Origin of the sequence: Methylobacterium sp. Leaf125, from assembly GCF_001423085.1 — a bacterium.
Classification (GTDB): domain Bacteria; phylum Pseudomonadota; class Alphaproteobacteria; order Rhizobiales; family Beijerinckiaceae; genus Methylobacterium.
On sequence record NZ_LMNU01000012.1, the window covers coordinates 748,679 to 772,207 of the forward strand.

19 protein-coding genes are annotated in these 23,529 nt (G+C 68.4%); 11 read left to right on the forward strand and 8 right to left on the reverse strand.

Translation table 11 applies throughout. From position 1 onward, the window contains the following. Positions 1-14 precede the first annotated feature (14 nt). Positions 15-584 carry a hypothetical protein gene (locus ASF58_RS14570; protein ID WP_055953425.1) on the forward strand — a complete coding sequence of 190 codons (570 nt, stop codon included), beginning with the start codon at positions 15-17 and terminating at the stop codon, positions 582-584. 4 nt (positions 585-588) lie between these two features. Here the strand turns inward: ASF58_RS14570 and ASF58_RS14575 are convergent, their stop codons facing one another. From ASF58_RS14575 to ASF58_RS14585, 3 genes are all read right to left on the reverse strand, one after another. Further along, positions 589-1,011: a DUF779 domain-containing protein gene (locus ASF58_RS14575; protein ID WP_055953427.1), complete on the reverse strand. Its 423-nt coding sequence runs from the start codon at positions 1,009-1,011 to the stop codon at positions 589-591. Between the two features lie 154 nt (positions 1,012-1,165). Further along, positions 1,166-2,686, reverse strand: coding sequence for an aldehyde dehydrogenase (gene adh / locus ASF58_RS14580; RefSeq protein WP_055953430.1), 1,521 nt, complete (start codon positions 2,684-2,686; stop codon positions 1,166-1,168). Positions 2,687-2,871: 185 nt separating this feature from the next. After that, a complete protein-coding gene (locus ASF58_RS14585) occupies positions 2,872-4,296 on the reverse strand; it encodes a serine hydrolase (RefSeq protein ID WP_082513084.1) in 1,425 nt (474 codons plus the stop codon). A 366-nt stretch (positions 4,297-4,662) separates the two neighbouring features. Between ASF58_RS14585 and ASF58_RS14590 the strand changes: the two genes are divergently transcribed. Both ASF58_RS14590 and ASF58_RS14595 read left to right on the forward strand, forming a co-directional pair. Beyond that, a complete protein-coding gene (locus tag ASF58_RS14590; RefSeq protein ID WP_103710171.1) occupies positions 4,663-5,832 on the forward strand; it encodes a multidrug effflux MFS transporter in 1,170 nt (389 codons plus the stop codon). Positions 5,833-5,911: 79 nt separating this feature from the next. Next, positions 5,912-6,436, forward strand: a complete 525-nt coding sequence (locus ASF58_RS14595) for a DoxX family protein (protein WP_055953433.1) — start codon at positions 5,912-5,914, stop codon at positions 6,434-6,436. Between the two features lie 21 nt (positions 6,437-6,457). Here the strand turns inward: ASF58_RS14595 and ASF58_RS14600 are convergent, their stop codons facing one another. Next, the gene (locus tag ASF58_RS14600; RefSeq protein ID WP_348271593.1) at positions 6,458-8,107 is read right to left on the reverse strand and encodes an MDR family MFS transporter; all 1,650 of its coding nucleotides are present in this window, start codon (positions 8,105-8,107) and stop codon (positions 6,458-6,460) included. Positions 8,108-8,212: 105 nt separating this feature from the next. Here ASF58_RS14600 and ASF58_RS14605 point away from each other — a divergent pair, with 105 nt between their 5' ends. From ASF58_RS14605 to panE, 4 genes are all read left to right on the forward strand, one after another. After that, positions 8,213-9,115, forward strand: a complete 903-nt coding sequence (locus tag ASF58_RS14605) for a DUF3313 domain-containing protein (protein WP_055953439.1) — start codon at positions 8,213-8,215, stop codon at positions 9,113-9,115. Between the two features lie 164 nt (positions 9,116-9,279). Continuing rightward, complete coding sequence (gene guaB / locus ASF58_RS14610; protein ID WP_055953442.1) at positions 9,280-10,773, forward strand: IMP dehydrogenase; 1,494 nt, start codon at positions 9,280-9,282, stop codon at positions 10,771-10,773. Between the two features lie 60 nt (positions 10,774-10,833). Continuing rightward, the gene (locus ASF58_RS14615) at positions 10,834-11,265 is read left to right on the forward strand and encodes an MAPEG family protein (RefSeq protein ID WP_055953445.1); all 432 of its coding nucleotides are present in this window, start codon (positions 10,834-10,836) and stop codon (positions 11,263-11,265) included. 78 nt (positions 11,266-11,343) lie between these two features. Continuing rightward, complete coding sequence (gene panE / locus ASF58_RS14620) at positions 11,344-12,300, forward strand: 2-dehydropantoate 2-reductase (RefSeq protein WP_055953449.1); 957 nt, start codon at positions 11,344-11,346, stop codon at positions 12,298-12,300. On the opposite strand, the gene ASF58_RS26700 is transcribed toward panE, so the two are convergent. Beyond that, positions 12,294-12,467, reverse strand: a complete 174-nt coding sequence (locus ASF58_RS26700) for a hypothetical protein (protein WP_181017347.1) — start codon at positions 12,465-12,467, stop codon at positions 12,294-12,296. The two genes, panE and ASF58_RS26700, sit on opposite strands and share 7 nt — an antisense overlap. Positions 12,468-12,632: 165 nt before the next feature. On the opposite strand from ASF58_RS26700, the gene ASF58_RS14625 reads away from it, so the two are divergent. Further along, positions 12,633-13,934: an RsmB/NOP family class I SAM-dependent RNA methyltransferase gene (locus ASF58_RS14625; protein ID WP_055953867.1), complete on the forward strand. Its 1,302-nt coding sequence runs from the start codon at positions 12,633-12,635 to the stop codon at positions 13,932-13,934. Positions 13,935-14,151: 217 nt separating this feature from the next. Here ASF58_RS14625 and ASF58_RS14630 read toward each other — a convergent pair whose 3' ends face one another. Then, positions 14,152-14,379, reverse strand: coding sequence for a hypothetical protein (locus ASF58_RS14630; protein ID WP_055953452.1), 228 nt, complete (start codon positions 14,377-14,379; stop codon positions 14,152-14,154). Positions 14,380-14,544: 165 nt separating this feature from the next. Here ASF58_RS14630 and guaA point away from each other — a divergent pair, with 165 nt between their 5' ends. From guaA to ASF58_RS14645, 3 genes are all read left to right on the forward strand, one after another. Further along, positions 14,545-16,101, forward strand: coding sequence for a glutamine-hydrolyzing GMP synthase (guaA, locus tag ASF58_RS14635; RefSeq protein WP_055953455.1), 1,557 nt, complete (start codon positions 14,545-14,547; stop codon positions 16,099-16,101). Between the two features lie 429 nt (positions 16,102-16,530). Beyond that, entirely contained in the window at positions 16,531-17,787 is a 1,257-nt protein-coding gene (locus tag ASF58_RS14640) for an efflux RND transporter periplasmic adaptor subunit (protein ID WP_055953458.1), read from the forward strand. A 32-nt stretch (positions 17,788-17,819) separates the two neighbouring features. Further along, a complete protein-coding gene (locus tag ASF58_RS14645; RefSeq protein ID WP_055953461.1) occupies positions 17,820-20,993 on the forward strand; it encodes a CusA/CzcA family heavy metal efflux RND transporter in 3,174 nt (1,057 codons plus the stop codon). A 246-nt stretch (positions 20,994-21,239) separates the two neighbouring features. Here ASF58_RS14645 and ASF58_RS14650 read toward each other — a convergent pair whose 3' ends face one another. Both ASF58_RS14650 and ASF58_RS14655 read right to left on the reverse strand, forming a co-directional pair. Next, positions 21,240-21,572: a hypothetical protein gene (locus ASF58_RS14650; RefSeq protein ID WP_055953464.1), complete on the reverse strand. Its 333-nt coding sequence runs from the start codon at positions 21,570-21,572 to the stop codon at positions 21,240-21,242. Between the two features lie 266 nt (positions 21,573-21,838). Further along, positions 21,839-23,461: an ABC-F family ATP-binding cassette domain-containing protein gene (locus tag ASF58_RS14655; RefSeq protein WP_055953467.1), complete on the reverse strand. Its 1,623-nt coding sequence runs from the start codon at positions 23,459-23,461 to the stop codon at positions 21,839-21,841. Positions 23,462-23,529 lie beyond the last annotated feature (68 nt).

Below are 23,529 nucleotides of genomic sequence, written 5' to 3' on the forward strand. Positions count from 1 at the left end.
CGGAGAATCCCGTCATGAAGCGCCCGTCGCCGGCCCGGTCCTGCCTGTTCGGCCTGCTCGCGAGTCTCGTCGCCTCCGGGGCCGCACGGGCCCAACAGCCTCTTCCGCAAGAGGCACTTTCGCAAGAGGCACTTCAGCAGGAGCGACCGCTGTTCGAGAGCCTGAACGGCTGGCAGGTCGAGCGCGCCACCAGCGTCACGGGCAGCCCCGCCTGCGTGATCGTGCGGTCCTACGTCGACGAGGACGATGACGACGCCGACAATTCGATCACCTTGGCGCTGGAGAACAAGGCCCTGGTCGTGGTGCTGACCTACAGCAAGTGGCAGCACGACCGGGACGAGAAGATCACGGCCGCCACCGAACTCGGTGGCAAGACCGTCAACGCCAAGGCGACCTGGACCGGCAACGGCACCCGGCTCGTCGGGACCTTGCCCGCCAACCTCGTCGAGAAGGCCGCCGAGTCCGAGGAGATCCTCCTCAAGGGCAAGGGCAGGAAGGCGGGCTTCGACCTGAGCGGCGTCTCCGAGGCCGTCGCGGCGATGAAGCGCTGCAACGCCGGCGAGCGACCGAAGCCGCGCTCCTGACGCCTCAGATCCGGCAGGCGCCCTCCAGCGCCGTGTTCTCGGCCTCGGTGAAGACCCGCGACCGGATCAGGAAGCGCTTGTCGCGCCCGTTCTCCAGCGAGAACATGCCGCCGCGGCCGCGCACCACGTCGAGAATGAGATGCGTGTGCTTCCAGACCGCGAATTGCGGCCGGCTGATCCAGAAATCGGCCCCCGCCACGGTGCCGAGATGGACGTCGCTGTCGCCGGTGAGGAAGTCGCCGAGGGGGTAGCACATCGGCGACGAGCCGTCGCAGCAGCCGCCGGACTGGTGGAACATCACCGGTCCGTGCTCGGCCCGCAATTCCTCGATGAGGTCGATGGCGGCGGGGGTCGCGGTGACGCGCAGGGGCGTCCCGTCGGCACCGACCTGGTCGGCGGTGGTCGGATCGCGGGCGGTCTCGCTCATGGAGAATCTCCGGGGGAGGACGTTCGGGCAGAGACGCCCGGGAGAGGACGCCGGGGAGAGGACGCCAGGATGAGATAGGGCGGCCAACGAAAAAGCCCCGGCCGTCATCCGGCCGGGGCAAGTTTCACTCGGGTGTCAATCTCGAAACCGGCTCCTAGAAGAAACCGAGCTTCTTGGCGGAGTAGCTGACGAGCATGTTCTTCGTCTGCTGGTAGTGGTCGAGCATCATCTTGTGGTTCTCGCGCCCGATGCCGGATTGCTTGTAGCCGCCGAAGGCCGCGTGGGCCGGGTAGGCGTGGTAGCAGTTCGTCCAGACGCGGCCGGCCTGGATGGCGCGGCCGAAGCGGTAGGCGCGGGTGCCGTCGCGGGTCCAGACGCCGGCGCCGAGGCCGTAGAGGGTGTCGTTGGCAATGCTGAGAGCGTCGGCATCGTCCTTGAAGGTCGTGACCGAGAGGACGGGCCCGAAGATCTCTTCCTGGAAGATGCGCATCTTGTTGTGGCCGCGGAACACGGTCGGCTTCATGTAGTAGCCTTCCGCGAACTCGCCGTCCTTGACGTTGCGCTCGCCGCCGGTGAGGCACTGGGCGCCTTCCTGCTTGCCGATGTCGACGTAGCTGAGGATCTTCTCCAGCTGCTCCGAGGAGGCCTGGGCGCCGATCATCGTGGCGGGATCCAGGGGCGACCCTTGCGTGATCGCCTCGACGCGCTTGATCGCCCGCTCCATGAAGCGGTCGTAGATCGACTCGTGCACCAGGGCGCGGCTCGGACAGGTGCAGACCTCGCCCTGGTTGAGGGCGAACATGGTGAAGCCCTCCAGCGCCTTGTCGAAGAAGTCGTCATCCTCGTTGGCAACGTCGGAGAAGAAGATGTTCGGCGACTTGCCGCCGAGCTCCAGCGTCACCGGGATCAGGTTCTGCGAGGCGTACTGCATGATCAGCCGGCCCGTCGTCGTCTCGCCCGTGAAAGCGATCTTGGCGATGCGGGGCGAGGAGGCCAGCGGCTTGCCGCACTCGAGGCCGAAGCCGTTGACGATGTTGAGCACGCCCGCCGGCAGCAGGTCGGCGATGAGCTCGGCCACCACGAGGATCGAGGCCGGGGTCTGCTCGGCCGGCTTCAGAACGATGCAGTTGCCGGCCGCGAGCGCCGGGGCGAGCTTCCACACCGCCATCAGGATGGGGAAGTTCCACGGGATGATCTGGCCGACGACGCCCAGCGGCTCGTGGAAGTGGTAGGCGACGGTGTCGTGGTCGATCTCGGAGATCGAGCCCTCCTGCGCACGGACGCAGCCGGCGAAGTAGCGGAAATGGTCGATTGCCAGGGGGATGTCGGCGTGGGTCGTCTCGCGGATCGGCTTGCCGTTGTCCCAGGTCTCGGCCAGCGCGATCAGGTCGAGGTTCTCCTCCATCCGGTCGGCGATCTTGTTCAGGATGCGGGCGCGCTCGCCCGGCGCGGTGCGGCCCCAGGCCTCCTTCGCGGCGTGGGCGGCGTCGAGGGCCTTGTCGACGTCGGCGGCGTCCGAGCGGGCGACTTCGCAGATCACCCGGCCGGTGATCGGGGAGGTGTTCTCGAAGTAGCGGCCGGCAACGGGCGCGACCCACTGGCCGCCGATGAAGTTGTCGTAGCGCGCCGAGAACGGCGCCTTGGTACCCTGGTTGAGAAATTCCGGCTTGTTCATCGCAGTTCCTCCTGATTGTTCTTATGGGCGGCAGCCAAGGCCAGGCGCGGCGTCAAATCAAGGTGGACTTTTGGCCAACGGATCGTCGCGCAGGGGCGTGGCTCGGATGATCGGCGCGCCCGATGGCGTCGTGACGCGGCGCGGATGTTAGACCCGTTCGGGCGGGTTGGCGACCCGAACGGCCCTCAGCGCGGCCCGAGGCGGGCCAGGCGGCGGTTGCCGATGCGACGGGCCGTCTGCGCGTCGATCCGGGGGCCCGCGCGCGCGCCGCCGGGCAGGTCGAGGAGGAGGCCCGTCGCCCGGCCGTCCGGCTCGATGTCGAGGGCGAGGCGGGTGCCGTCCTCGGCCACGAAGACGCGGTCGCTCTCCGGGGTCAGGCCGAGGCGGGCGGGCCCGGCCCCGCGGGCGACGAGGCGGTCGCCCTCCCGGGCGAGGGAGACTACGGCGCGGGGTCCCATCCGGTAGACCCCGACGTAGCGGTCGAGCACGGCGGCCGGCACCGCGATCTCGGTGACCTCCGGCTGCCCGAGGGCGAGGGCGCCGAGGCGGCGGGACAGGGTCTGGGCCGGCGTCGTCTCGGTGTTGCCCAGGACGACGACCGTCAGGCCGAGATCCGGGTAGCTGTCCTTGATCGCCGAGAACCCGTCGAGGAAGCCGCCGTGGGACAGGAGCCGCTGGCCATAGGCGCGGCCGACATAGAGCCCGAGCCCGTAGCCGTGGCCGCTGTCCCGGACCATCTCGGCCAGCGCGGCCGGGCGCAGGATCCGGCCGGAGAACAGGGCGGCGTCCCAGGCCACGAGGTCGTCCAGGGTGGAGACGAGGCCGCCGGCCCCGAGGACGGCCGCCGACACCACCGGGGGCGCGTTGCGCCACTGCCCGGCGACCCGGTGATAGCCGGCGGCCCGCTGCGGGATCACCGCCTCGGGATCGGCGTCGCCGGTCTCGGCGAGGCCGGCCGGGGCGAGGACGAGGCGGTTCAGCGCGGTGGCGAAGGGCGCGCCGGTGATCCCCTCGACGATCGCCGCCAGGAGGATGTAGCCGGTGTTGCTGTATTCCTGGGCCGAGCCCGCCGGGAACAGCAGCGCCTCGCGGAAGAGCCGGCCCACCACCGCCATGGGCGTGCGGGCGGTCCGGGCGAGGAGGGTCGGGTAGTCGGGCAGGGCGGTCACGTTGGGCAGGCCCGCGGTGTGGTCGAGGAGCATCCGCAGGGTGATGGGCGCCCAGGTCGCCGGCAGGCCGGGCATGTGCTGCGCGGCCGGGTCGTCGAGCCGGAGTTGCCCGGCCTCCTGCAGCGTCAGGATCGCGGCGGCGGTGAACTGCTTCGTCAGGGAGGCGATCCGGAAGCGGGTCTCGGGGGTGTTGGGCACGGACCATTCGCGCTGCGCCGCCCCGTAGGCCTGCCGGAATAGCACCGCGCCGTCCCGGGCCACGATGACGGCGCCGGAGAAGATCCCGGCCCGGGCGTAGGGCCGCACCAGGGCGTCGGCCCGGGCGGCGAAGTCCGACTGATGCGCCGCGACCGGCGCGACGGCCTCGGCCCGGACCGGCCGGCCCGACAGGAGGGCACCGAGGAGCCCAAACTGGACGATCCGGCGACGCGTCTCCTGCATGCTGCCGCTGTTCCGCTCCCCGACGCGCCGCATCTCCGGCACCCGGGCACGGTTCTCCGAAATTGTGGCGCGAGCGCGCCGAGGAGCCCGCGCGGCAGCCATGCAGCGCCCCGGATGGCCCCGCCGTGCCGAAGGCACCAAGAGCCGGACGAAACGTTCTGGCTCGACGGTGATCCGCCGCGCCGCCCCAGCCCCCGAGGACCGTCCCAGGTGAGCACCACCCCGGCCCAGACCGCTCCGGCCAAAATCGTCCCGGCCCAAACCGCGCACGCCCCGGCACCCCCGATCCCCGACGCCGTCTCCGGACCCGACGCACGGCCCTGGACGGGCCCGGGCTTCGGCGAGTTCGTCGGGATCGTCGCCCTGATGATGGCCGTGACGGCGATCTCGATCGACAACCTGCTGCCGGCGTTCCCGGCGATCCAGGCGCGGTTCGGCGTGGTCGACCCGAACAGCCTGCAGCTCCTCATCTACGTCTACATGATCGGCTTCGGCACGGCGCAGATCGTCTACGGGCCGCTCTCGGACACCTACGGCCGGCGCTCGGTGCTGCTGGCGGGCCTGGCGATCTACGTCGTCGGCACCGGCCTCGCCATGGTGGCGCCGTCCTTCGGCTGGCTCCTGGCGGCGCGGATCATCCAGGGCATCGGCGCCGCCAGCGGGCGCGTGCTGTCGACGGCGATCGTGCGCGACCGCTTCGCGGGGCGCGAGATGGCGAGCGTGATGTCGCTCATCATGATGGTGTTCCTGATCGTGCCGATGATCGCGCCGGCCATCGGCGGCGCCATGCTGCTGTTCGGCTCGTGGGTCTACGTCTTCGTCTCGATGCTGGCGCTCGCCGGCATCCTGGTGCTCTGGTTCGCCTGGCGGATGCCCGAGACGCTGCATCCGGAGTACCGGCGGCCCTTCTCCCTCGGCGCGGTGGCCCAGGCGGTGGCCATCACCTTCCGCAACCGCGTGGCGGTGGGCTACGCCACGGCGCTGGGCCTGCTCACCGGCTGCATCATGGGCTATGTCGGCTCGGCCCAGCAGGTTTTCGACACGGGGCTCTACCATCTCGGGGGCCTGTTCCCCCTGGCCTTCGGCCTCGTCGCCGGCGCCATGGGGGCCGCCACCCTGGTGAATGCCCGCCTCGTCCGGCGCCTCGGCATGCGGCCGCTGTCCCATGCGGGCCTGAGCCTGTTCGTCGTCGTGGCGGTGGGGCAGGTGGTGGCGGGGCTCGCCTATCACGGTCACCCGCCCCTGGCCCTGTTCCTGACGATCCTGGCCGCCAACCAGTTCCTGATCAGCTTCGCCATGCCGAACTTCAACGCCCTGGCGCTGCAGCCCCTCGGCGAGATCGCCGGCACGGCCTCGTCTTTCCTCGGCTTCTACACCACGATCCTGGGCGCCTTCTGCGGCTTCCTGATCGGGCATGCCTTCGACGGCTCGGTGCTGCCCATCGGCATCGGCTACGCGCTCCTCGGCGGCCTCGCCCTCGCGGTGGTGGCCTGGACCGAGCGGGGCCGCCTCTTCCGCGGTGGCGTCTCCGGTTGAGGAGACCGCAGCCTTAACGCCGTCTTCAGGCGGTCACGACAAAGCTCGGTGTCCCAGGATACCTGACGGAGCCCCAGACGTGACCGGCCGTGCCCAAGACGGACTGCTCTTCCTCACCCGGCTGCTGCTCGCCGCCGCGCTGCTGCCCACCGGGGTCGCCCGGGCCCTGAACGTCTCCGGCTTCGCCATCACCCTCGCGGCCACCGGCCTGCCGTCGCCGAACGCCGTCGCCACCGCGGCCGTGATCGTCCAGGTGTTCGGCCCGGTGGCGCTGATCCTCGGCGTGCTGCCGAGCCTCAGCGGCCTGGCGCTCGCCGTCTTCGTCGGCGTGATGGCGGTGCTGCTGCATCCGTTCTGGCAGTTCGTCGGCCCGAGCGCGGTGGCCGAGCGCACCCTGCTCCTGGCCGATTTCGGTCTCGCCGGCGGCTTCCTCATGTACGCGATGACCGGACCCGGCCGCTGGAGCTGGCAGGGCTGGCGCCAGGGCGCCCGCGCCGCGGCGAGCCCGGCCCGGTCGGCGGCCAAGCCGACGGCCGGCGCACGGGGCGGCTCGAAGCCGAAGCGCGCGCCCGGCGGCCGGGCGCCCGCCCGCGCCGCGGCCTGAGGCCCGCGCCCCCCGGGCGTCCTACGGCATCGCATTGCGCGGGGCGGCGGCGACCAGCCGGTGCCCCGAGACCTCGGCCCCGGCCTCCGGGCTGAGCCGGCGGAAGGGGAAGAACGACATCACCGAGATCAGCGCCACGGCCAGGAAGGCCGGGGCGAAGTCCTGCGCCGCGATCTCGCTGCGGCCGTGGAACGCGGCGGCGCCCTCCAGGGCCAGGGCCCCGAGGGACACGCCCAGGCTGAGCGAGAGCTGCTGCGCCACGCTGGCGAGGCTGGTGGCCGCGCTCATCTCCCGGGTCTCCAGCTCGGCATACGCGATGGCGTTGACGCAGGTGAACTGCAGGGAGCGCACGCAGCCGCCGATCAGCAGGAGGCAGATGATGATCGCGTGCGGGGTCTCGGCGGTGAACAGGCCGTTCACGGCGAGGAAGGCCGAGGCGACGAGGGCGTTGACGAGCATCACCCGCCGGAAGCCGTAGGCGCGCAGGATGCGGGGGCCGATGATCTTGATGAGCAGCGCCCCGGCCGCCGCCGCGAAGGTGATGAGGCCCGAGCGCAGGGGATCGAGCCCGAAGCCGATCTGCAGCATCAGCGGCAGCAGGAACGGGATCGCCCCGGTGCCGATCCGGAACAGGCTGCCGCCGGTCACCGCCGCCCGGAAGGTCGGATAGCGCAGCAGGTCGAGGCGGATCACCGGATGGGCGATGCCGCGCGAATGCCGGAAATACAGCGCCAGGAGGAGTCCCCCGGTAACGAGGCAGCCCCAGGAGACCCCGTCCGGCAGGAGGTGGCGGCCGGTGGAGGCCAGGCCGAGCATCAGCGTGGCGAGCCCCAGCCCGGAGAGCAGGAAGCCGAGGACGTCGAGGGGCGGCCGATCGCCTTCGCGGATATTCTCGAAGTAGAGCGTCGACAGAACGATGCCGGCGATCCCGATCGGGATGTTGATGAAGAAGATCCACCGCCAGTCGAAGTAGGTGGTGATGAAGCCGCCCAGCGGCGGACCGAAGATCGGTCCGATCAGGGCGGGGATCGTCAGGTAGGCGAGGGCGCTGACGAGTTCGCTCTTGGGCACGCTGCGCAGGATCACGAGGCGTCCGACCGGCACCATCATGGCCCCGCCGATCCCCTGGAAGAACCGGGCGGCGACGAAGCCCGCCAGGGAGTTCGAGGCCGCGCAGGCCAGCGAACCCGCCATGAACACCCCGAGTGCGACCCGGAACACCGTGCGGGCCCCGAACCGGTCCGCCATCCAGCCGCTGATCGGGATGAAGATCGCCAGGCTGACGAGGTAGGCGGTCAGCGCGAGCTTGAGGGCGATCGGGTCCTCGTTCAGGCTCCGGGCGATGGCCGGCAGCGCGGTGGCGATCACGGTGGAATCGGTGTTCTCCATGAACAGCGCGGTGGCGACGACGAGGGGAACGATCTGGGAGGTGCGCATCGGCGAGACATAGGTCCGGTCGGGCCGTTCGGGTGCCTCATACCGACGAAAAGCCGCGCCGCGGCAAGCGCGCGTCCCGTGACGAATGGCACGGGATGAAAGCGGCATGTCGCACGTGCAGGGCCTGGGGTCTCCGGCGGCGTGGCCCTGCGGCCACATCGGTCCAGCATCGGACCGGCGACGGGCCTGCTCACCTTTCCACAATGTTGCTGGAGCCGCTAAGCTCGCCGGCATGATCTGGACGCCGCAGGTCTCCCCTCGGAAAGGGCTTCTTCGGGAGACGCCTTTCCCGGGGAGGCGTGCCGAGCGTCCACCCGCGCGTCCCCAAGAAAGTTACCGATGCTTCCGAGGTTCGAACATCGACGCAGGCTGGCAGGCTTCGTCTCCAGCCTCGCCCTGGCGGCCGCGGTCGCGGGCTGCGGCACCGTGGTGCTCACGGAATCCGGCGCCCTGACCCGCTACGACCGCCTCGCCAGCAGCGACGAGACGGCCAGCTCCTCCCGAATCTTCGTCGATCCGGCGGCCCTCGCGGCCACCCGGACGGTGCGGATCGTACCCACCTCCTTCTCCGAGGTCGTAGCCCCGGGCCTGACCCCGGCCGAGCGCAAGCTCGTGGCCAACGCGGCCGACCGGGCCCTCTGCTACGAACTCTCCCTGCGCTACGACGTGGTCTCGGGCCGGAAGGCCGACCTCACCGTCCGCTCGGCGGTGACCCGGATCGACCTCACCAACGTGCCGGCGGCCGGCGCCACGGTGGCGACCTCGGCGGGCATCACCATCGCGTCCCAGCTCGGCGCCGGTTTCGCGACGGCCGTCGGCCGCATCCCGATTCCCCGCATCCCCATCGGTCTCGGCAGCCTGACGGTCGAGGCCGAGGCCCTCGACAGCCGCAACGTGCAGCGGGCCGCCATGGTCTGGGGCGGGGCGAGCAACGCCTTCACCAACCAGGCCCGGTTCTCCCCGGCCAGCGACGCCTACGACCTCGCCGGCGAGTTCGGCCAGGATTTCGGCTTCTACCTCGCGACCGGCCAGGACCCGTTCAAGGCGCCGCTCACGCTGCCGACCTACGATCGCGTCCGCATCACGACCCTCGGCGAGGCGCCCCTCGACCCGGATTGCGAGGCGTTCGGCCGCGCACCCGGCATCGACGGCATCCTCGGCGACTACGTCGGCGCCCCGCCGGAATGGACCGACAAGGGACCGGCCGAGGGCCTGCCGGGCGCCCCCCGAGGCGTGCGCTAGGCGCAACCCCCACCGGAGAACGGCGCCCCGAGCGCATTTTCCTGTCGGACGCGCACACCGGCGGCTTTGCGCCGGTTCCTCGCGCATGATACTGGCCCGTGCCAACCCAGTGACGTCGGAACGCCCGTGAGGGCCCGACGCAGCACCCGTTCCGGAGTTGGTTCATGGCCCGCATCACCGCTGATTCGATCATCGAGGGCCTGACCTTCGACGATGTCCTGCTGCGCCCCGCAGCCTCCTCGGTGATGCCCACCGAAGTGAAGATCGCGAGCCGGCTCACCCGCTCGATCCACCTCAACCTGCCGATCCTGGCCTCGGCCATGGACACCGTCACCGAGGCGCCGATGGCGATCGCCATGGCGCAGAACGGCGGCATGGGCGTCATTCACCGCAACCTCGAGCCGGCCGAGCAGGCCGAGCAGGTCCGCCTCGTCAAGAAGTACGAGTCGGGCATGGTGCTGAACCCCATCACCATCCACCCGGACGAGACCCTGGCGGACGCGTTCTCGCTGATGAAGCAGAACCGCATCTCCGGCATCCCGGTGGTGGAGCGCGGCCCCAACGGCTCCCGCGGCAAGCTCGTCGGCATCCTCACCAACCGCGACGTCCGCTTCGCCACGAACTCGTCCGAGACCGTCGCCGACCTGATGACCCGCGACCGGCTCATCACCGTGCGCGAGGGCGTGAGCCAGGACGAGGCCAAGCGCCTGCTGCACCAGTTCCGCATCGAGAAGCTGCTCGTCGTCGACGACCATTACCGCTGCATCGGCCTCATCACGGTCAAGGACATCGAGAAGCAGGTCGCCTATCCGGGCGCGGTCAAGGACGAGCAGGGCCGCCTGCGGGTCGCCGCCGCCACCACCACCGGCGACAGCGGCTTCGAGCGGGCCGAGCGCCTGATCGATGCCGGCTGCGACGTGATCGTGGTCGACACGGCCCACGGCCACTCGATCAAGGTGCTCGACGCGGTGCGCCGGGTGAAGCAGCTCTCCAACGCCGTGCAGGTGGTGGCGGGCAACGTCGCGACCCGCGACGGCGCCCAGGCCCTGATCGATGCCGGCGCGGACGCCATCAAGGTCGGCATCGGCCCGGGCTCGATCTGCACCACCCGCATCGTCGCCGGCGTGGGCGTGCCGCAGCTCACCGCCCTGATGGAGGCCGTGGAGGCCGCCCATGGCGCGGACGTGCCGGTCATCGCCGATGGCGGCATCAAGTACTCGGGCGACCTCGCCAAGGCGATCGCGGCCGGCGCCTCCGTGGCCATGCTGGGCTCGCTCCTGGCCGGCACCGACGAGGCCCCGGGGGAGGTGTTCCTGCACCAGGGTCGCTCCTACAAGAGCTACCGCGGCATGGGCTCGGTGGGCGCCATGGCCCGCGGCTCCGCCGACCGCTACTTCCAGGCCGAGGTCAGCGACACCCACAAGCTCGTTCCCGAGGGCATCGAGGGGCAGGTGCCCTACAAGGGCCCGGTGGCGGCGGTGCTGCACCAGCTCGCCGGCGGCCTGCGGGCCGCCATGGGGTATGTCGGCGCACCGACGATCCCCGAGTTCCAGGAGAAGGCGCAGTTCATCCGCATCACCAATGCGGGCCTGCGCGAGAGCCACGTCCACGACGTGACCATCACCCGCGAGAGCCCGAACTACCCCGGCCGCGCCTGACCGGCGCTGCGTGCGCCCGTGCCGGATGTCCGGCCGGGTCGCCGCCCGATAGGAATCGCCGTGTCCGTCCAAGCCATCCTGGCCCCCGTCTTCGCCCAGGTCTTCCTCACCTTCGCGCTGCTGTTCTGGACCGGGCGGATGCGCCTCTCCGCGGTGCGCGGCGGTGCCGTGAAGGGCCGCGAGCTGACGCTGGGCCAGCGCAACTGGCCGGCCCCGGCCCAGCAGGCCGCCAACACCTTCTCGAACCAGTTCGAGATCCCGGTGCTGTTCTACGTGCTCGTCGGCCTCGCCCTGGCCACCCGCAAGGCCGACCTCCTGTTCGTGGTCATGGCCTGGGTCTTCGTCGCGACGCGCTTCGTCCATGCGGGCGTGTATCTCTCCACGAACCACATCCCGTACCGCTTCCGGGCCTACGCCGTCGGCACGCTGGTGCTGCTCGCGATGTGGATCCTCTTCGCGATCCGGATCTTCCTGGCGCCGATCGGCATCTGACCCGGTACGATGGCGCGGCCTGACGGATGGGTGGCCGCCAAGGGGCCGCGATCCACGAACGACGAAAGGGATGAGACCATGCGCGTTCTCGTTGTCGGCGCCGGCGCCACCGGCGGATATTTCGGCGCACGCCTCGCCGAGGCCGGCCGCGACGTCACCTTCCTCGTCCGTCCGGCGCGCGCGGCCAAGCTCGCCGATGCCGGCCTGACGGTCGAGAGCCCCGTCGGCAACTTGCACATCCCGGCACCCCAGACGGTCACCGCCGCCGACCTCGCCGCCGGCAAGGGCGGAGCCTTCGACCTCGTGCTGTTCTCGTGCAAGGCCTACGACCTAGACGGCGCCATCGCGGACGTCGCGCCGGCGGTGGGTCCCGACACCGCGATCCTCCCGGTGCTCAACGGGATGCGCCACCTCGACGCGTTGGACATGGTATACGGTGCGGACCGCGTGCTCGGCGGATCCTGCGCCATCGTGGCGACCCTCGGCCCCGCGGGCGAGATCCGCCAGATGAATCCGCTGCACACCCTGACCTACGGCGAGCGGTCCGGCGGCCGCTCGGCCCGGGTCGAGGCCATCGAGTCCCTGATGCAGGGCGTGACGTTCCAGCCCCGCCTCAGCGAGAGCATGGTGTTGGAGATGTGGGAGAAGTGGAGTTTCCTGGCGACGCTGGCCGGCTCCACCTGCCTGATGCGCGCCACCATCGGCGACATCCTCGCCGCTCCGGGCGGCCTCGCCGTCATCGAGGCGCTGATGGAGGAGTGCCGGGCGATCGCCGAGGCCGCCGGCTACGCGCCGCGGCCCGGCGTGATGGAAAACACGCGCAAGACGCTCACGACCGAGGGATCGGCCTTCACCGCCTCGATGCTGCGCGACATCGAGGGCGGTGCCCGGATCGAGGCCGACCACATCATCGGCGACCTGATCGCGCGGGCCCCCGATGCGACCGCACACCCGGTCCTCGACCGCGTCTACACGCATCTGAAGGCCTACGAGAACCGCCGCGCCCGCGAGGCAGCGGCGGCGAAACCTCAGTAGCGCGGGCCGGGCGGCGGAGGCGGGGGCGCGCCGTATTCCAGCTGGGTCTTGGCATCCGGCCGGCGCGGGGGCGGCGCCGACAGGTCGGGAGCATCCGGCGCCGTGGAACAGGCGGCGACTGCCAGCATGACGAGGCCGGCGAGGCTGAGATGGATGACGGGAGACATGGGGTTCTCTAAAGCTCCAGGCGTCCGCTCCACGCGGCACCGTGGCGCAAGCTAAGCCGTAAACGTGCCGGAAGCTCGACTGTATTGTGTCCGGCCCTCGCCCGAAGCGTGGCGGTATCGCGGCGCCTACGGAAGGCGACGGCCCTAAAACTCGAGGATCTTGCCCTGACGCCCCCCGCCCGCCTCTCCGCCGCCATCGAGGTCCTCGCCGATATCGCCGCGCGCCGCCGCCCCGCCGCCGATGCGCTGAAGGATTGGGGTTTAAGCCACCGCTTCGCCGGGTCGGGCGACCGCGCCGCCATCGCCAGCCTCGTCTACGACGCCCTGCGTCGGCGCGCCTCCGCCGCCTGGATCATGGCTGACGAGGGCGCGCGCAGCCTCGTGATCGGCATGCTGCGGCTCCAGTATGGTCTCGCAGCGCCGACCATCGCGGAGATGTTCAGCGGCGAGCGCTTCGCCCCCGAGCCCCTGACCCCGGAAGAAAGGACCCGCCTTGTGGAAGGGACCCTGGCTGATGCCCCGCTCCACGTCGCCGGCGATGTCCCCGAATGGGTGCTCCCCTCCTTCGAAGCGACCTTCGGCTCCGAGACCCTCGACGAGCTGCGCGCTCTTGGCCGACGGGCCCCGCTCGATATCCGCGTCAACACGCTCAAGCGCAGCCGTCCGGAGGCCCTGGCGGGTCTCGTCCACCTCGCGCCGGAGCCGACCCCGCACGCGCCCAACGGCCTGCGCATCCCCATCGGCGATGATGGGCGAGGTCCCGCCCTCCATGTCGAGCCGGAATTCATCGACGGCTGGTACGAGATCCAGGACGAAGGCTCGCAGCTTGCGAGTCTTCTCAGCGGCTCACGCCCCGGCGAGACTGTCGTCGATCTCTGCGCCGGCGGTGGTGGAAAGACCCTGAGCCTCGCCGCGATGATGGAGAATACCGGGCGATTGGTGGCCAGCGACGACGATCCCCGCCGGCTCGCCCCGATCCACGAGCGTCTGCGGCGCGCCGGTGCCGTCGCGGAGATCCGTACGCCCCGCGCCGGCAAGGCCCGCACCGACGTTCTCGGCGACCTCGACGGGTGCGCGGACCGCGTCCTCGTCGATGCGCCCTGTACCGGCTCCGGAACCTGGCGGCGCAATCCGGATGCCAAGTGGCGAATGCGCCCGAATGCCCTGGGCACACGTGTGGCGGATCAGGCCACAGTGCTCGACCGGGCCGCGCGGCTGGTACGCCCCGGCGGTCGCATCACCTACATCACCTGCTCGCTGCTGCCCGAGGAGAACGACGCGGCCGTCGCCGGTCTTCTCGCGCGCCGGCCGGACGACTTCGCGGTGCTCTCAGCCTCCGAGATCCTCGCCACGCACGCGCCCGATCTCGGCTCGGCGGTCCGCCTGACCCGGTACGGTCTCCAGATGAGTCCCGCCCGGACCGGCACCGACGGCTTCTACGTCGCCACCCTTGAGCGGCGGGCCTGAAACGAGGATTGGCCCCGCAAGGGGGCCAATCCATACGACTCGTCAGAAGCAGCGGCGCTCTTTCAGAAGCAGCGGCGCTCTTTCAGAAGCAGCGGCGCTCTTTCAGAAGCAGCGGCGCTCTTTCAGAAGCAGCGGCTTCAGAAGCAGCGGCGCTCTTTCAGAAGCAGCGGCGCTCTTTCAGAAGCAGCGGCGCTCTTTCAGAAGCAGCGGCGCTCTTTCAGAAGCAGCGGCGCTTGCGCACCACGACCATCCGACCCATCGGCCCACGGCGCTTGGTAACGACGGTTTTGCAACGGGGGCCGCGGATCACCGTGCGCTCGACGATGCGGACCTGCTGGATTCCGCCGGCCGGTGCGATGCCGGCCGAGACGGGCAAGGCGGAGGCCGAGGTGGCTCCGAGTCCGGCGAGGGCGAGTGTGGCGATCCCGAAGATGGTGGCTCTCATGGCTGAGGCTCCTGTTCGTTGCTGGGGGCACTCGGTGTCGGCGCCCGGCGGTGAACGACCGGTTAACGGGACTGCACCCCGGATCCCCAGGCCGACGCCAGCCGCGGGGCGGCTCTGCGGACCGATGCGTTGCACCAGACCGAGGCCTCGTCTAACTCCGGTGCCATGACTACAGAGCACGACAAGATCCTCATCGTCGATTTCGGCAGCCAGGTGACGCAGCTCATCGCGCGCCGCGTCCGCGAGGAGGGCGTCTACTGCGAAATCGTCCCCTTTACCAAGGCGGCCGAGGCCTTCGCCGAGACGAAGCCGAAGGGCGTGATCCTCTCGGGGGGGCCCGAATCGGTGACGACCGAGGCCTCGCCCCGGACGCCGCAGATCGTCTTCGATTCTGGCGTGCCGGTCTTCGGTATCTGCTACGGCCAGCAGACCATGGCCGCCCAGCTCGGTGGCGAGGTCGAGGGCGGCCATCATGCGGAGTTCGGTCGGGCCGAGATTGAGATCCTGTCGGAATGCCCCCTGTTCAAGGGCGTGTGGCACGTCGGCGAGCACTACCCCGTCTGGATGAGCCACGGGGACCGCGTCACCAAGCTGCCAGACGGGTTCACCACCGTCGCCATGTCGAAGAACGCCCCCTTCGCGGCGGTCGCGGACGAGGCTCGCCGGTACTACGCGGTGCAGTTCCACCCGGAGGTGGCGCACACGCCGCATGGCGCACTGCTGATCCGCAATTTCGTGCGCGACATCGCCGGCTGTACGGGCGACTGGACCATGGGCGCCTACCGCGAGGAAGCGATCGAGAAGATCCGCGCGCAGGTCGGCAAGGAGCGGGTGATCTGCGGATTGTCCGGCGGCGTCGATTCCGCTGTGGCGGCGGTCCTGATCCACGAGGCGATCGGCGAGCAACTCACCTGCGTCTTCGTCGACCATGGCCTGCTGCGCATGGGCGAGGCCGAGGAAGTCGTCCGGCTGTTCCGCGACCACTACAACATTCCCCTCGTCCATGTTGAAGCGCAGGACCTGTTTCTTGGGGAGCTCACCGGCGTCAGCGACCCGGAGCAGAAGCGCAAGACGATCGGGCGCCTGTTCATCGACGTCTTCGAGGCCGAATCGAAGAAGATCGGCGGGGCCGCCTTCCTGGCCCAGGGCACCTTGTATCCGGACGTGATCGAGAGCGTTTCGTTCACCGGTGGTCCCTCGGTGACGATCAAATCTCATCACAATGTCGGCGGCCTGCCCGAGCGCATGAACATGCAACTCGTCGAGCCCCTGCGCGAGCTGTTCAAGGATGAGGTCCGTGTCCTCGGGAAGGAACTGGGCCTGCCCGAGGCCTTCGTCGGACGACACCCGTTCCCGGGTCCGGGCCTCGCCATCCGCTGCCCCGGTACGATCACGCCCGAGAAGCTCGAAGCCCTGCGCAAGGCCGATGCGATCTACCTCGACGAGATCCGCAAGGCCGGCCTCTACGACACGATCTGGCAGGCCTTCGCGGTGATCCTGCCTGTAAAGACCGTCGGAGTGATGGGCGACGGGCGTACCTACGACCACGTCTGCGCCTTGCGAGCCGTGACCTCGGTCGACGGCATGACCGCCGATTTCTATCCCTTCGACATGGCCTTCCTCGGCCGCGTGGCGACGCGGATCATCAACGAGGTGAAGGGGATCAATCGCGTGACCTACGACATCACCTCGAAGCCACCGGGAACGATCGAGTGGGAATGAGCTGCAGGCAGTCTGTTCAGAAAAATTTCTCTACACGGTACGACCAATCGGCAAAATAAGACGCGACAAAGCGCAACGAGCCTTGCCGTCCCTGAATTGGCATGTAGTATACCAATGGTCCCTCCCAGGGATTCATGTGACGCAACTTTAACCCCGCAGACCTTAGGGTCCGCGGGGTTTTGTCGTCAGGCTGCTCGGCACTCTCGTAGGCCGAGCAGCGGGCGAGAGCCCAATATTCGGCAGCCTCTCAATCTGTCGGAGTGACCGCTTTCATTGGGCAGGGAAGCCACACCGAGCAAGCGATACACGGCACGACCAAATCGTGAATCGGCCACGCTTGTATCTCAAGCGACGGCCCTCTACAGACCGACGCGCCATCCGGCTGGATCGGTTTAGTGCAAAAACGCCAAGACGCGCGAGATTGATTCGATGGTTGAGCCTCAGGGGTCGTTCGCTCCACTCGCCGGGCTGAAGCATCGCACCCAGATCTTTATTCTATTAGTCGCTTCAAGTCTTTGCGTTGCTGGATTTTTATGGTTTCCAGGCGCGTTCGCTGGGGCTGCGACGTCACCGACGCCGGCCGCCGTCACCGTGATGCCGCCGAGCAACGGCGATTTCATCCTCAGCCCCGACCAGCTGGCCGCCATCGATACCGAGACGGTGGAGCAACGGCTCTTCTACGAAGAGATCACCACCGAGGGTAAGATCGGCGTCGACGAGTATCAGGCCACCCCGGTGTTCTCGCCTTACCCGGGTCGGGTCATTGCGATCTTCGCGCGCACCGGCGAGCAGGTGCAGAAGGGCGAGCGCCTGTTCTCGATCCAGGCCAACGAGATGGTGCAGGCCCAGAACGACTATCTCGCAGCCCTGAACGTCCTCGCTAAATCACGCTCGCAGCTCGGCTACGCCCAAGCCGCTGAGAAGCGGCTGCACGATCTGTATGATTCGCGGGTCACCACCCTGCGCGAGCTTCAATCCGCTCAGAACGACCTGAATACGGCCACCAACGATGCCCGGACGGCCGAGGTCGGTTTGGAAGCCGTGCGCAACCGGCTGCGCATCCTGGGCCTGCGCGACGACGAGGTGGCCAACTTGCAGAAGGGCTCAATCAACCCCGAGACGGCGATCAATGCACCCCTCAAGGGAACGATCATCCAGCGCAAGATCGGACCGGGCCAGTATATCGGCACCAGTGGGAGTGACCCCTCATACATCATCGGCGACCTGTCCAAGGTCTGGCTCATCGCGCAGCTGCGCGAGCCGGACGCGGCGAAAGTCGATCTCGGCGATCGCCTGAAGTTCCGCGTGCTTGCCTATCCGGACAAGGTCTTCGAGGGGCGGATCAATTTCATTGGTTCGTCCGTCGATCCCACCACCCGTCGCATCACGGTCCGGGCCGATATCGACAACACTCAAAATCTGCTGAAGCCCGAGATGTACGCCATTGTGCGCATCATCAACGAGCGTGAGACCCTGTCGCAATCGGTACCTCGTGCGGCGGTGGTGCTGGAGGGCAGTAAAGCGAGCGTCTGGGTGTTGAAGGCCGACAACACGGTCGAGAGCCGCCGGGTCAAGCCTGGCATCATCGACGGAAGCAAGATCGAGATCCTCGAAGGTCTGGCGACTGGCGAGCGCGTGATCTCGCGCGGCTCACTGTTCATCGACCGGATGGTGACCCGGGGCTGATTCGTCGGCTCCCGGCAGCAGGAACCCAACGCATGACCGGCCTCGTCCATCTCGCGCTGCGCCAGCGTGCCCTGGTGGTTCTCGCGTTCGTGCTGCTGCTGACCTGCGGGCTGGTGGCCTTTCGAACCCTCAACATCGAAGCCTATCCCGACCCGACCCCGCCGATGATCGACGTGATCACGCAGGCGCCTGGTTTGTCGGGCGAGGAGATCGAGCGCTACGTCACAGTGCCGATCGAAGTGATCACCTCCGGCTTGCCGAACCTGAAGCAGGTCCGCTCGGTCTCCCTCTACGGTCTGTCGGACGTGAAGCTGCAGTTCGGCTTCGAGTTCAGTTACCGTGAGGCCGAGCAGCAGGTACTGAATCGGCTGGCGCAGCTCGACGCCCTTCCCAATGGCGCCAAGCCGACCATTTCCCCGGTCAGCCCCATCGGTGAGATCTTCCGCTACAAGCTGACGGCCCCGGCAGGCTACAGCGTCCTCGACCTGAAATCCCTGCAGGACTGGGTGCTGCGTCGGCGCTTCCGCGCCGTGCCGGGCGTCATCGACGTCATCGGCTGGGGCGGCAAGACGAAGACCTTCGACATTGCTGTCGACCTCGACCGGCTCACCGCCTACGGGCTGACGCTGTCCGGCGTTGTGAAGACCCTGAACGACAGCAACCTGAACGTCGGCGGCAACCGCATCAATCTCGGCACCCAGTCGGCGGTGGTGCGCGGCGTCGGCCTGATTCGCTCCACGGACGACATCGGCGAGACCGTGCTCACCCAGTCGGGCGGTGCACCGGTGCTGGTCAAGGACGTCGCCACGGTTACGATCGGGCACCAGCCGCGCCTCGGCATCGCCGGCATGAACGACGACGACGACATCGTCCAGGGTATCGTTCTGATGCGGCGGGGCGAAGAGAGCACGCCGACGATCGAGGCCGTGCAGGCGGAGGTCGGGCGCATCGAGGCCATGGGCCTGCTACCGCCCGGGGTTCGCATCGAGCGGATCTACGACCGCGCCGACCTCATCGCGGTCACCACGCACACCGTGCTGCACAACATGCTGGTCGGCATCGTGCTGATCCTGATCGTGCAGTGGCTCTTCCTCGGCAACCTGCGCAGCGCCCTCATCGTGGTGGCGACGATCCCCTTCGCGCTGTTCTTCGCCGTCATCATCCTGGTGGTGCGCGGCGAGTCGGCGAATCTGCTCTCCGTCGGCGCCCTGGATTTCGGCCTGATCGTCGATGGCACGGTGATCATGGTGGAGGCGATCTTCCGGCGGCTCTCCGGTCACGGCGCGCCGACAGGGGAAGTGGTCCGGCCCGGTCTTGCCGGCAAGCTCCTGCGGATCCGTCAAGCCTCTGGTGACGTCAGTCGCTCGATCGTCTTCGCGGCGATCATCATCGTGACGGGCTTCCTGCCGCTCTTCACCTTGACGGGGGTGGAGGGCCACATCTTCGGGCCAATGGCGCAAACCTACGCCTACGCGTTGCTCGGCGGCCTCATCGCCACCTTCACAGTCACGCCCGTGCTCTCCGCCTACCTGCTTCCGGCCCGTGTCGAGGAGGTCGAGACGATCCTCGTGCGAACCCTCGACCGTCTTTACCGACCCGCCATCCGCGCCGCCCTTGGTAACCGCATTCTCACCCTCGGCCTCGCGCTGTTGCTCACCGCCGGTGTCGGCGTGGCGGGGCGCCAGCTCGGCCTGGAGTTCCTGCCCAAGCTCGAGGAAGGCAATCTCTGGCTGCGCGCCACCATGCCGGCGACGATCTCGCTGGAGGAGGGCAACCTCTACGTCAACCGGATCCGCCGCATCGTCGCAGCGGTGCCGGAGGTCGAGAGCGTGGTCTCGCAGCACGGCCGGCCGGATGACGGCACCGATGCCGCTGGCTTCTTCAACGGCGAGTTCTTCGCGCCGCTGAAGCCGGCCGAGAAGTGGCGTCCGGGCATGACCAAGGACCGAATGGTCGGCGATCTCCTGGACCGACTACGCACCGATTTCCCCGGCGTGGAGTTCAACGTCTCGCAGTACCTGCAGGACAACGTCGCCGAGGCGGTCTCCGGCATCAAGGGCGAGAACTCGTTCAAGGTATTCGGATCGGACCTCGAGACCTTGACGGAGGTCGCCAACCGTGTGGAGGCCGTGCTCCGCAAAGTGCCCGGCGTCACCGATCTCGGGGTGTTCACGTCGCTCGGCCAGCCCACGGTGCAGATCGACGTCGACCGGGTCCGTGCCGCGCGCTACGGCCTCACCCCCGGCGACATCAACGCTACGGTCCGCACCGCCATCGGCGGCGACAGCGCCGGCGACCTCTACGATAGCGGTTCGGATCGGCACTATCCTATCGTCATCCGCCTCGCCGAGCAGTTTCGCCAGAGCGTGGCCTCCATCCGCAATCTACGCATTTCGGGGCAGGGGCCGAACGGCACGCTGATGCAGGTGCCGTTGAGCGAGGTCGCTCAGGTCGCCCTCGTCTCAGGGCCCGCCTACATCTATCGGGAGGGACAGGAGCGCTACCTTCCGGTGAAGTTCAGCGTCCGCGACCGTGACCTCGGTAGCGCGATCTTGGAGGCACGCGAGCGCGTGAATGCCGACGTAGCCCTGCCGCGGGGCTACCGCCTCGAACTCGTGGGCGAGTTCAATAACATGCAGGGCGCCCTGGCGCGCCTGTCGGTGACGGTCCCGATCGCCATCGGCCTCATCGCGATCCTGCTGTTCATGAATTTCGGCTCAGCGATCGACATGCTGCTGGCGCTCAGCGTCATCCCGATGGCGGCGGCCGGTGGCGTCTTTGCCCTCGTGATCACCGACACGCCCTTCAGCGTTTCGGCGGCGATCGGATTTATCGCGCTCCTGGGCATTGCCGTGATGGACGGTATCATCGTGCTCTCGCACTTCAACGGTCTGATCGGCGAGGGGGAGGAGCGGGTGCGCGCCATGCTGCGAACCTGTCACACGCAGCTCAGGCCGGTGGTCATGACCTGTGTGGTCGCTGGCGTCGGCCTCCTGCCGGCCGCCTTTTCAAACGGTGTGGGTTCGCAGGTTCAGAAGCCCTTGGCTCTGGTCGTCGTCGGCGGCATGAGCCTGGCACCGCTCCTCATTCTGCTGATCCTGCCGGTGCTCATCCTCACGCTGTCGCGGCGGAAGCCGGGACTGGTCGACGACGAAGCGGCGGACTCATCGACGGCAGTTCCTCAACCGGCTTCGGTCCACGCCTGAACCCGGACCAACCGTGAGCAGACACGCCGCTCAGGCAGGGCTGACACGAGCAATCGGGGGACGCACAGGAAGAGAGGCCGCAAGGGGGCCGGCCATATTTTGATCGTCAGGTGACGACCCGACTCGTCGCAAGACGATAGCGGAGTGGCCTCGGCCGCAGAGGGTAATGTCGCTGCCGCAACGATTGGGTGGGCAGCCCGACGACCCGCTCGAAAGCGGGTCAGTCATGACCGGCGCTGGAAACGCTCAGTTATTGATCGTGAGTGTGGCCTTCGTCACCGGCATGTCCGGCGGAGTCGCGTCCGCGATCTGGCCCGTGGTCGGATGCGGGGTCCGGGTATTGATCCAGTCCGCGCCGATCTGCACCGACAGAAGAAGCAGGAGCGCCGCCATCAGGGCGTTCGCAGCCCGCTGCAAGGGACGAACCGACAATCGCACAGCTGCTTCCAGTCGATCCGCATCCGTCTTCGCGGAATCCATCCGGTCCGAGATCGGGAGGAGCCACGGCTCACTGGGAAGAGCCTGAAGCCCTCCCATCTCGTGAGCGCCCGGCAGGTTCTGGAACAGTCCGCTGGACATATCCGTACTCCTGGTTGGTGAGTGGCAGCCGACTGTGGAAGGCTGATCGTTCATATTCAGTTAATCTGACTTTTTGTTCATTTCAAGTTCAGGCTCGGAACGTGCCTCTCGTCCATCGCTCGCCCTGTGACTGATGGTACCCGCGCATCGCTCGCCGGGCTGCCGTTCCTCTCAATCCAAGGCCAACGGGTTGGCGATGCAACTGGCGGGCGGTTCAGCCCGCATTGGCTTAGCCGATGAGCCGGCCTACCTCTTTGCTCCGACCATCAGCTTCGCAGTCCCGGCGCCTCCTGGCCGGTGCGTGCGACGTACTCGGTGTAGCCGCCACCGTACTGATGGATTCCGTCCGGGGTTAGTTCGAGGACGCGGTTCGATAGCGCGGCGAGGAAGTGCCGGTCGTGGCTCACGAACAGCATCGTGCCCTCGTAGGTCGCCAGGGCGGCGATGAGCATCTCCTTGGTACCCATGTCGAGGTGGTTCGTCGGCTCGTCGAGGACGAGGAAGTTCGGCGGATCGTAGAGCATCCGCGCCATCACCAGACGGGCCTTCTCGCCACCTGAAAGCACGCGGCAGCGCTTCTCCACGTCGTCTCCCGAGAAGCCGAAGCAGCCGGCAAGGGCCCGGAGGGAGCCCTGGCCCGCCTGTGGGAAGGAATCCTCCAGGAACCCGAACACCGTGCGGTCGCCGTCCAGCACGTCCATGGCATGCTGCGCGAAGTAGCCGAGCTTGACGCTGCCACCGACTGCGACGCTCCCGTTATCGGGCTCGGCAGTTCCGGTCACGAGCTTGAGAAGCGTCGACTTGCCGGCCCCGTTGATGCCCATCACGCACCAGCGTTCGCGTCGCCGGATCGAGAAGTCGAGGCCGTCGTAGATCGTACGGCTGCCGTAACGCTTGTGCACGTTCTTGAGCATCACGACGTCGTCGCCCGAGCGGGGGGCGGGCAGGAATTCGAAGGCGACACTCTGGCGGCGCTTGGGCGGCTCCACCCGCTCGATCTTGTCGAGCTTCTTCACCCGGCTCTGCACCTGGGCGGCGTGGGAGGCCCGCGCCTTGAAGCGCTCGATGAACTTGATCTCCTTGGCGAGCATCGCCTGCTGACGCTCGAACTGGGCCTGCTGCTGCGTCTCGTTGAGCGCCCGCTGCTGCTCGTAGAACGCGTAGTCGCCTGAGTAGGTGGTGAGCTGTCCGCCGTCGATCTCGACGATCTTCGTGACGATGCGGTTCATGAACTCGCGATCATGCGAGGTCATCAGCAGGGCGCCCTCGTAGCCCTTGAGGAAGGCTTCGAGCCAGATCAGGCTCTCCAGGTCCAGGTGGTTGCTCGGCTCGTCCAGGAGCATGACGTCAGGATTCATCAGGAGAATGCGGGCGAGCGCCACGCGCATCTTCCAGCCGCCCGAGAGCTTGCCGACGTCGCCGTCCATCATCTCCTGGGAGAAGCTGAGGCCCGCCAGCACCTCGTAGGCACGCCCCTCCAGCGCATAGCCATCGAGTTCCTCGAAGCGAGCCTGGACCTCGCCGTAGCGCTCGATCAGCGCCTCCATCTCGTCGGCCCGGCCCGGGTCCGCCAGGGCCTGCTCGACCTCCTTCAGCTCGGCCCCGATCTCGCTGACCGGGCCCGCGCCGTTCATGACCTCGGAGACCACCGTGCGGCCGGACATCTCGCCGACATCCTGGCTGAAATACCCGATGGTGATGCCGCGATCCGCGGCGACCTGTCCCTCGTCGGGCTGCTCCTCGCCGGTGATCATCCGGAACAGCGTGGTCTTGCCGGCACCGTTGGGACCGACCAGACCGACCTTCTCGCCCCGCTGAAGGGCGGCGGAGGCCTCGATGAAGACGATCTGGCGGCCGTTCTGCTTGCCGATTTTTTCGAGGCGAATCATGGGGTGCGGATCACGGGGTCACGGAGGTTCGGGCGGGTGCTGGGGCCTTACGGCATGCGGGCCCCGAG

Excerpts from the sequence above, each read along its gene's own strand:
- ASF58_RS14640 (WP_055953458.1), top strand. The coding sequence starts at position 16,531 with ATGGTTGAGCCTCAGGGGTCGTTCGCTCCACTCGCCGGGCTGAAGCAT.
- adh (WP_055953430.1), bottom strand. The coding sequence starts at position 2,686 with ATGAACAAGCCGGAATTTCTCAACCAGGGTACCAAGGCGCCGTTCTCG.
- ASF58_RS14630 (WP_055953452.1), bottom strand. The coding sequence starts at position 14,379 with ATGAGAGCCACCATCTTCGGGATCGCCACACTCGCCCTCGCCGGACTC.
- ASF58_RS14655 (WP_055953467.1), bottom strand. The coding sequence starts at position 23,461 with ATGATTCGCCTCGAAAAAATCGGCAAGCAGAACGGCCGCCAGATCGTC.
- ASF58_RS14600 (WP_348271593.1), bottom strand. The coding sequence starts at position 8,107 with ATGCCGGCGAGCTTAGCGGCTCCAGCAACATTGTGGAAAGGTGAGCAG.
- ASF58_RS14650 (WP_055953464.1), bottom strand. The coding sequence starts at position 21,572 with ATGTCCAGCGGACTGTTCCAGAACCTGCCGGGCGCTCACGAGATGGGA.
- ASF58_RS14585 (WP_082513084.1), bottom strand. The coding sequence starts at position 4,296 with ATGCAGGAGACGCGTCGCCGGATCGTCCAGTTTGGGCTCCTCGGTGCC.
- guaB (WP_055953442.1), top strand. The coding sequence starts at position 9,280 with ATGGCCCGCATCACCGCTGATTCGATCATCGAGGGCCTGACCTTCGAC.
- ASF58_RS14590 (WP_103710171.1), top strand. The coding sequence starts at position 4,663 with ATGATGGCCGTGACGGCGATCTCGATCGACAACCTGCTGCCGGCGTTC.
- ASF58_RS14575 (WP_055953427.1), bottom strand. The coding sequence starts at position 1,011 with ATGAGCGAGACCGCCCGCGATCCGACCACCGCCGACCAGGTCGGTGCC.
- panE (WP_055953449.1), top strand. The coding sequence starts at position 11,344 with ATGCGCGTTCTCGTTGTCGGCGCCGGCGCCACCGGCGGATATTTCGGC.
- ASF58_RS14570 (WP_055953425.1), top strand. The coding sequence starts at position 15 with ATGAAGCGCCCGTCGCCGGCCCGGTCCTGCCTGTTCGGCCTGCTCGCG.
- guaA (WP_055953455.1), top strand. The coding sequence starts at position 14,545 with ATGACTACAGAGCACGACAAGATCCTCATCGTCGATTTCGGCAGCCAG.
- ASF58_RS14645 (WP_055953461.1), top strand. The coding sequence starts at position 17,820 with ATGACCGGCCTCGTCCATCTCGCGCTGCGCCAGCGTGCCCTGGTGGTT.
- ASF58_RS14605 (WP_055953439.1), top strand. The coding sequence starts at position 8,213 with ATGCTTCCGAGGTTCGAACATCGACGCAGGCTGGCAGGCTTCGTCTCC.
- ASF58_RS26700 (WP_181017347.1), bottom strand. The coding sequence starts at position 12,467 with ATGTCTCCCGTCATCCATCTCAGCCTCGCCGGCCTCGTCATGCTGGCA.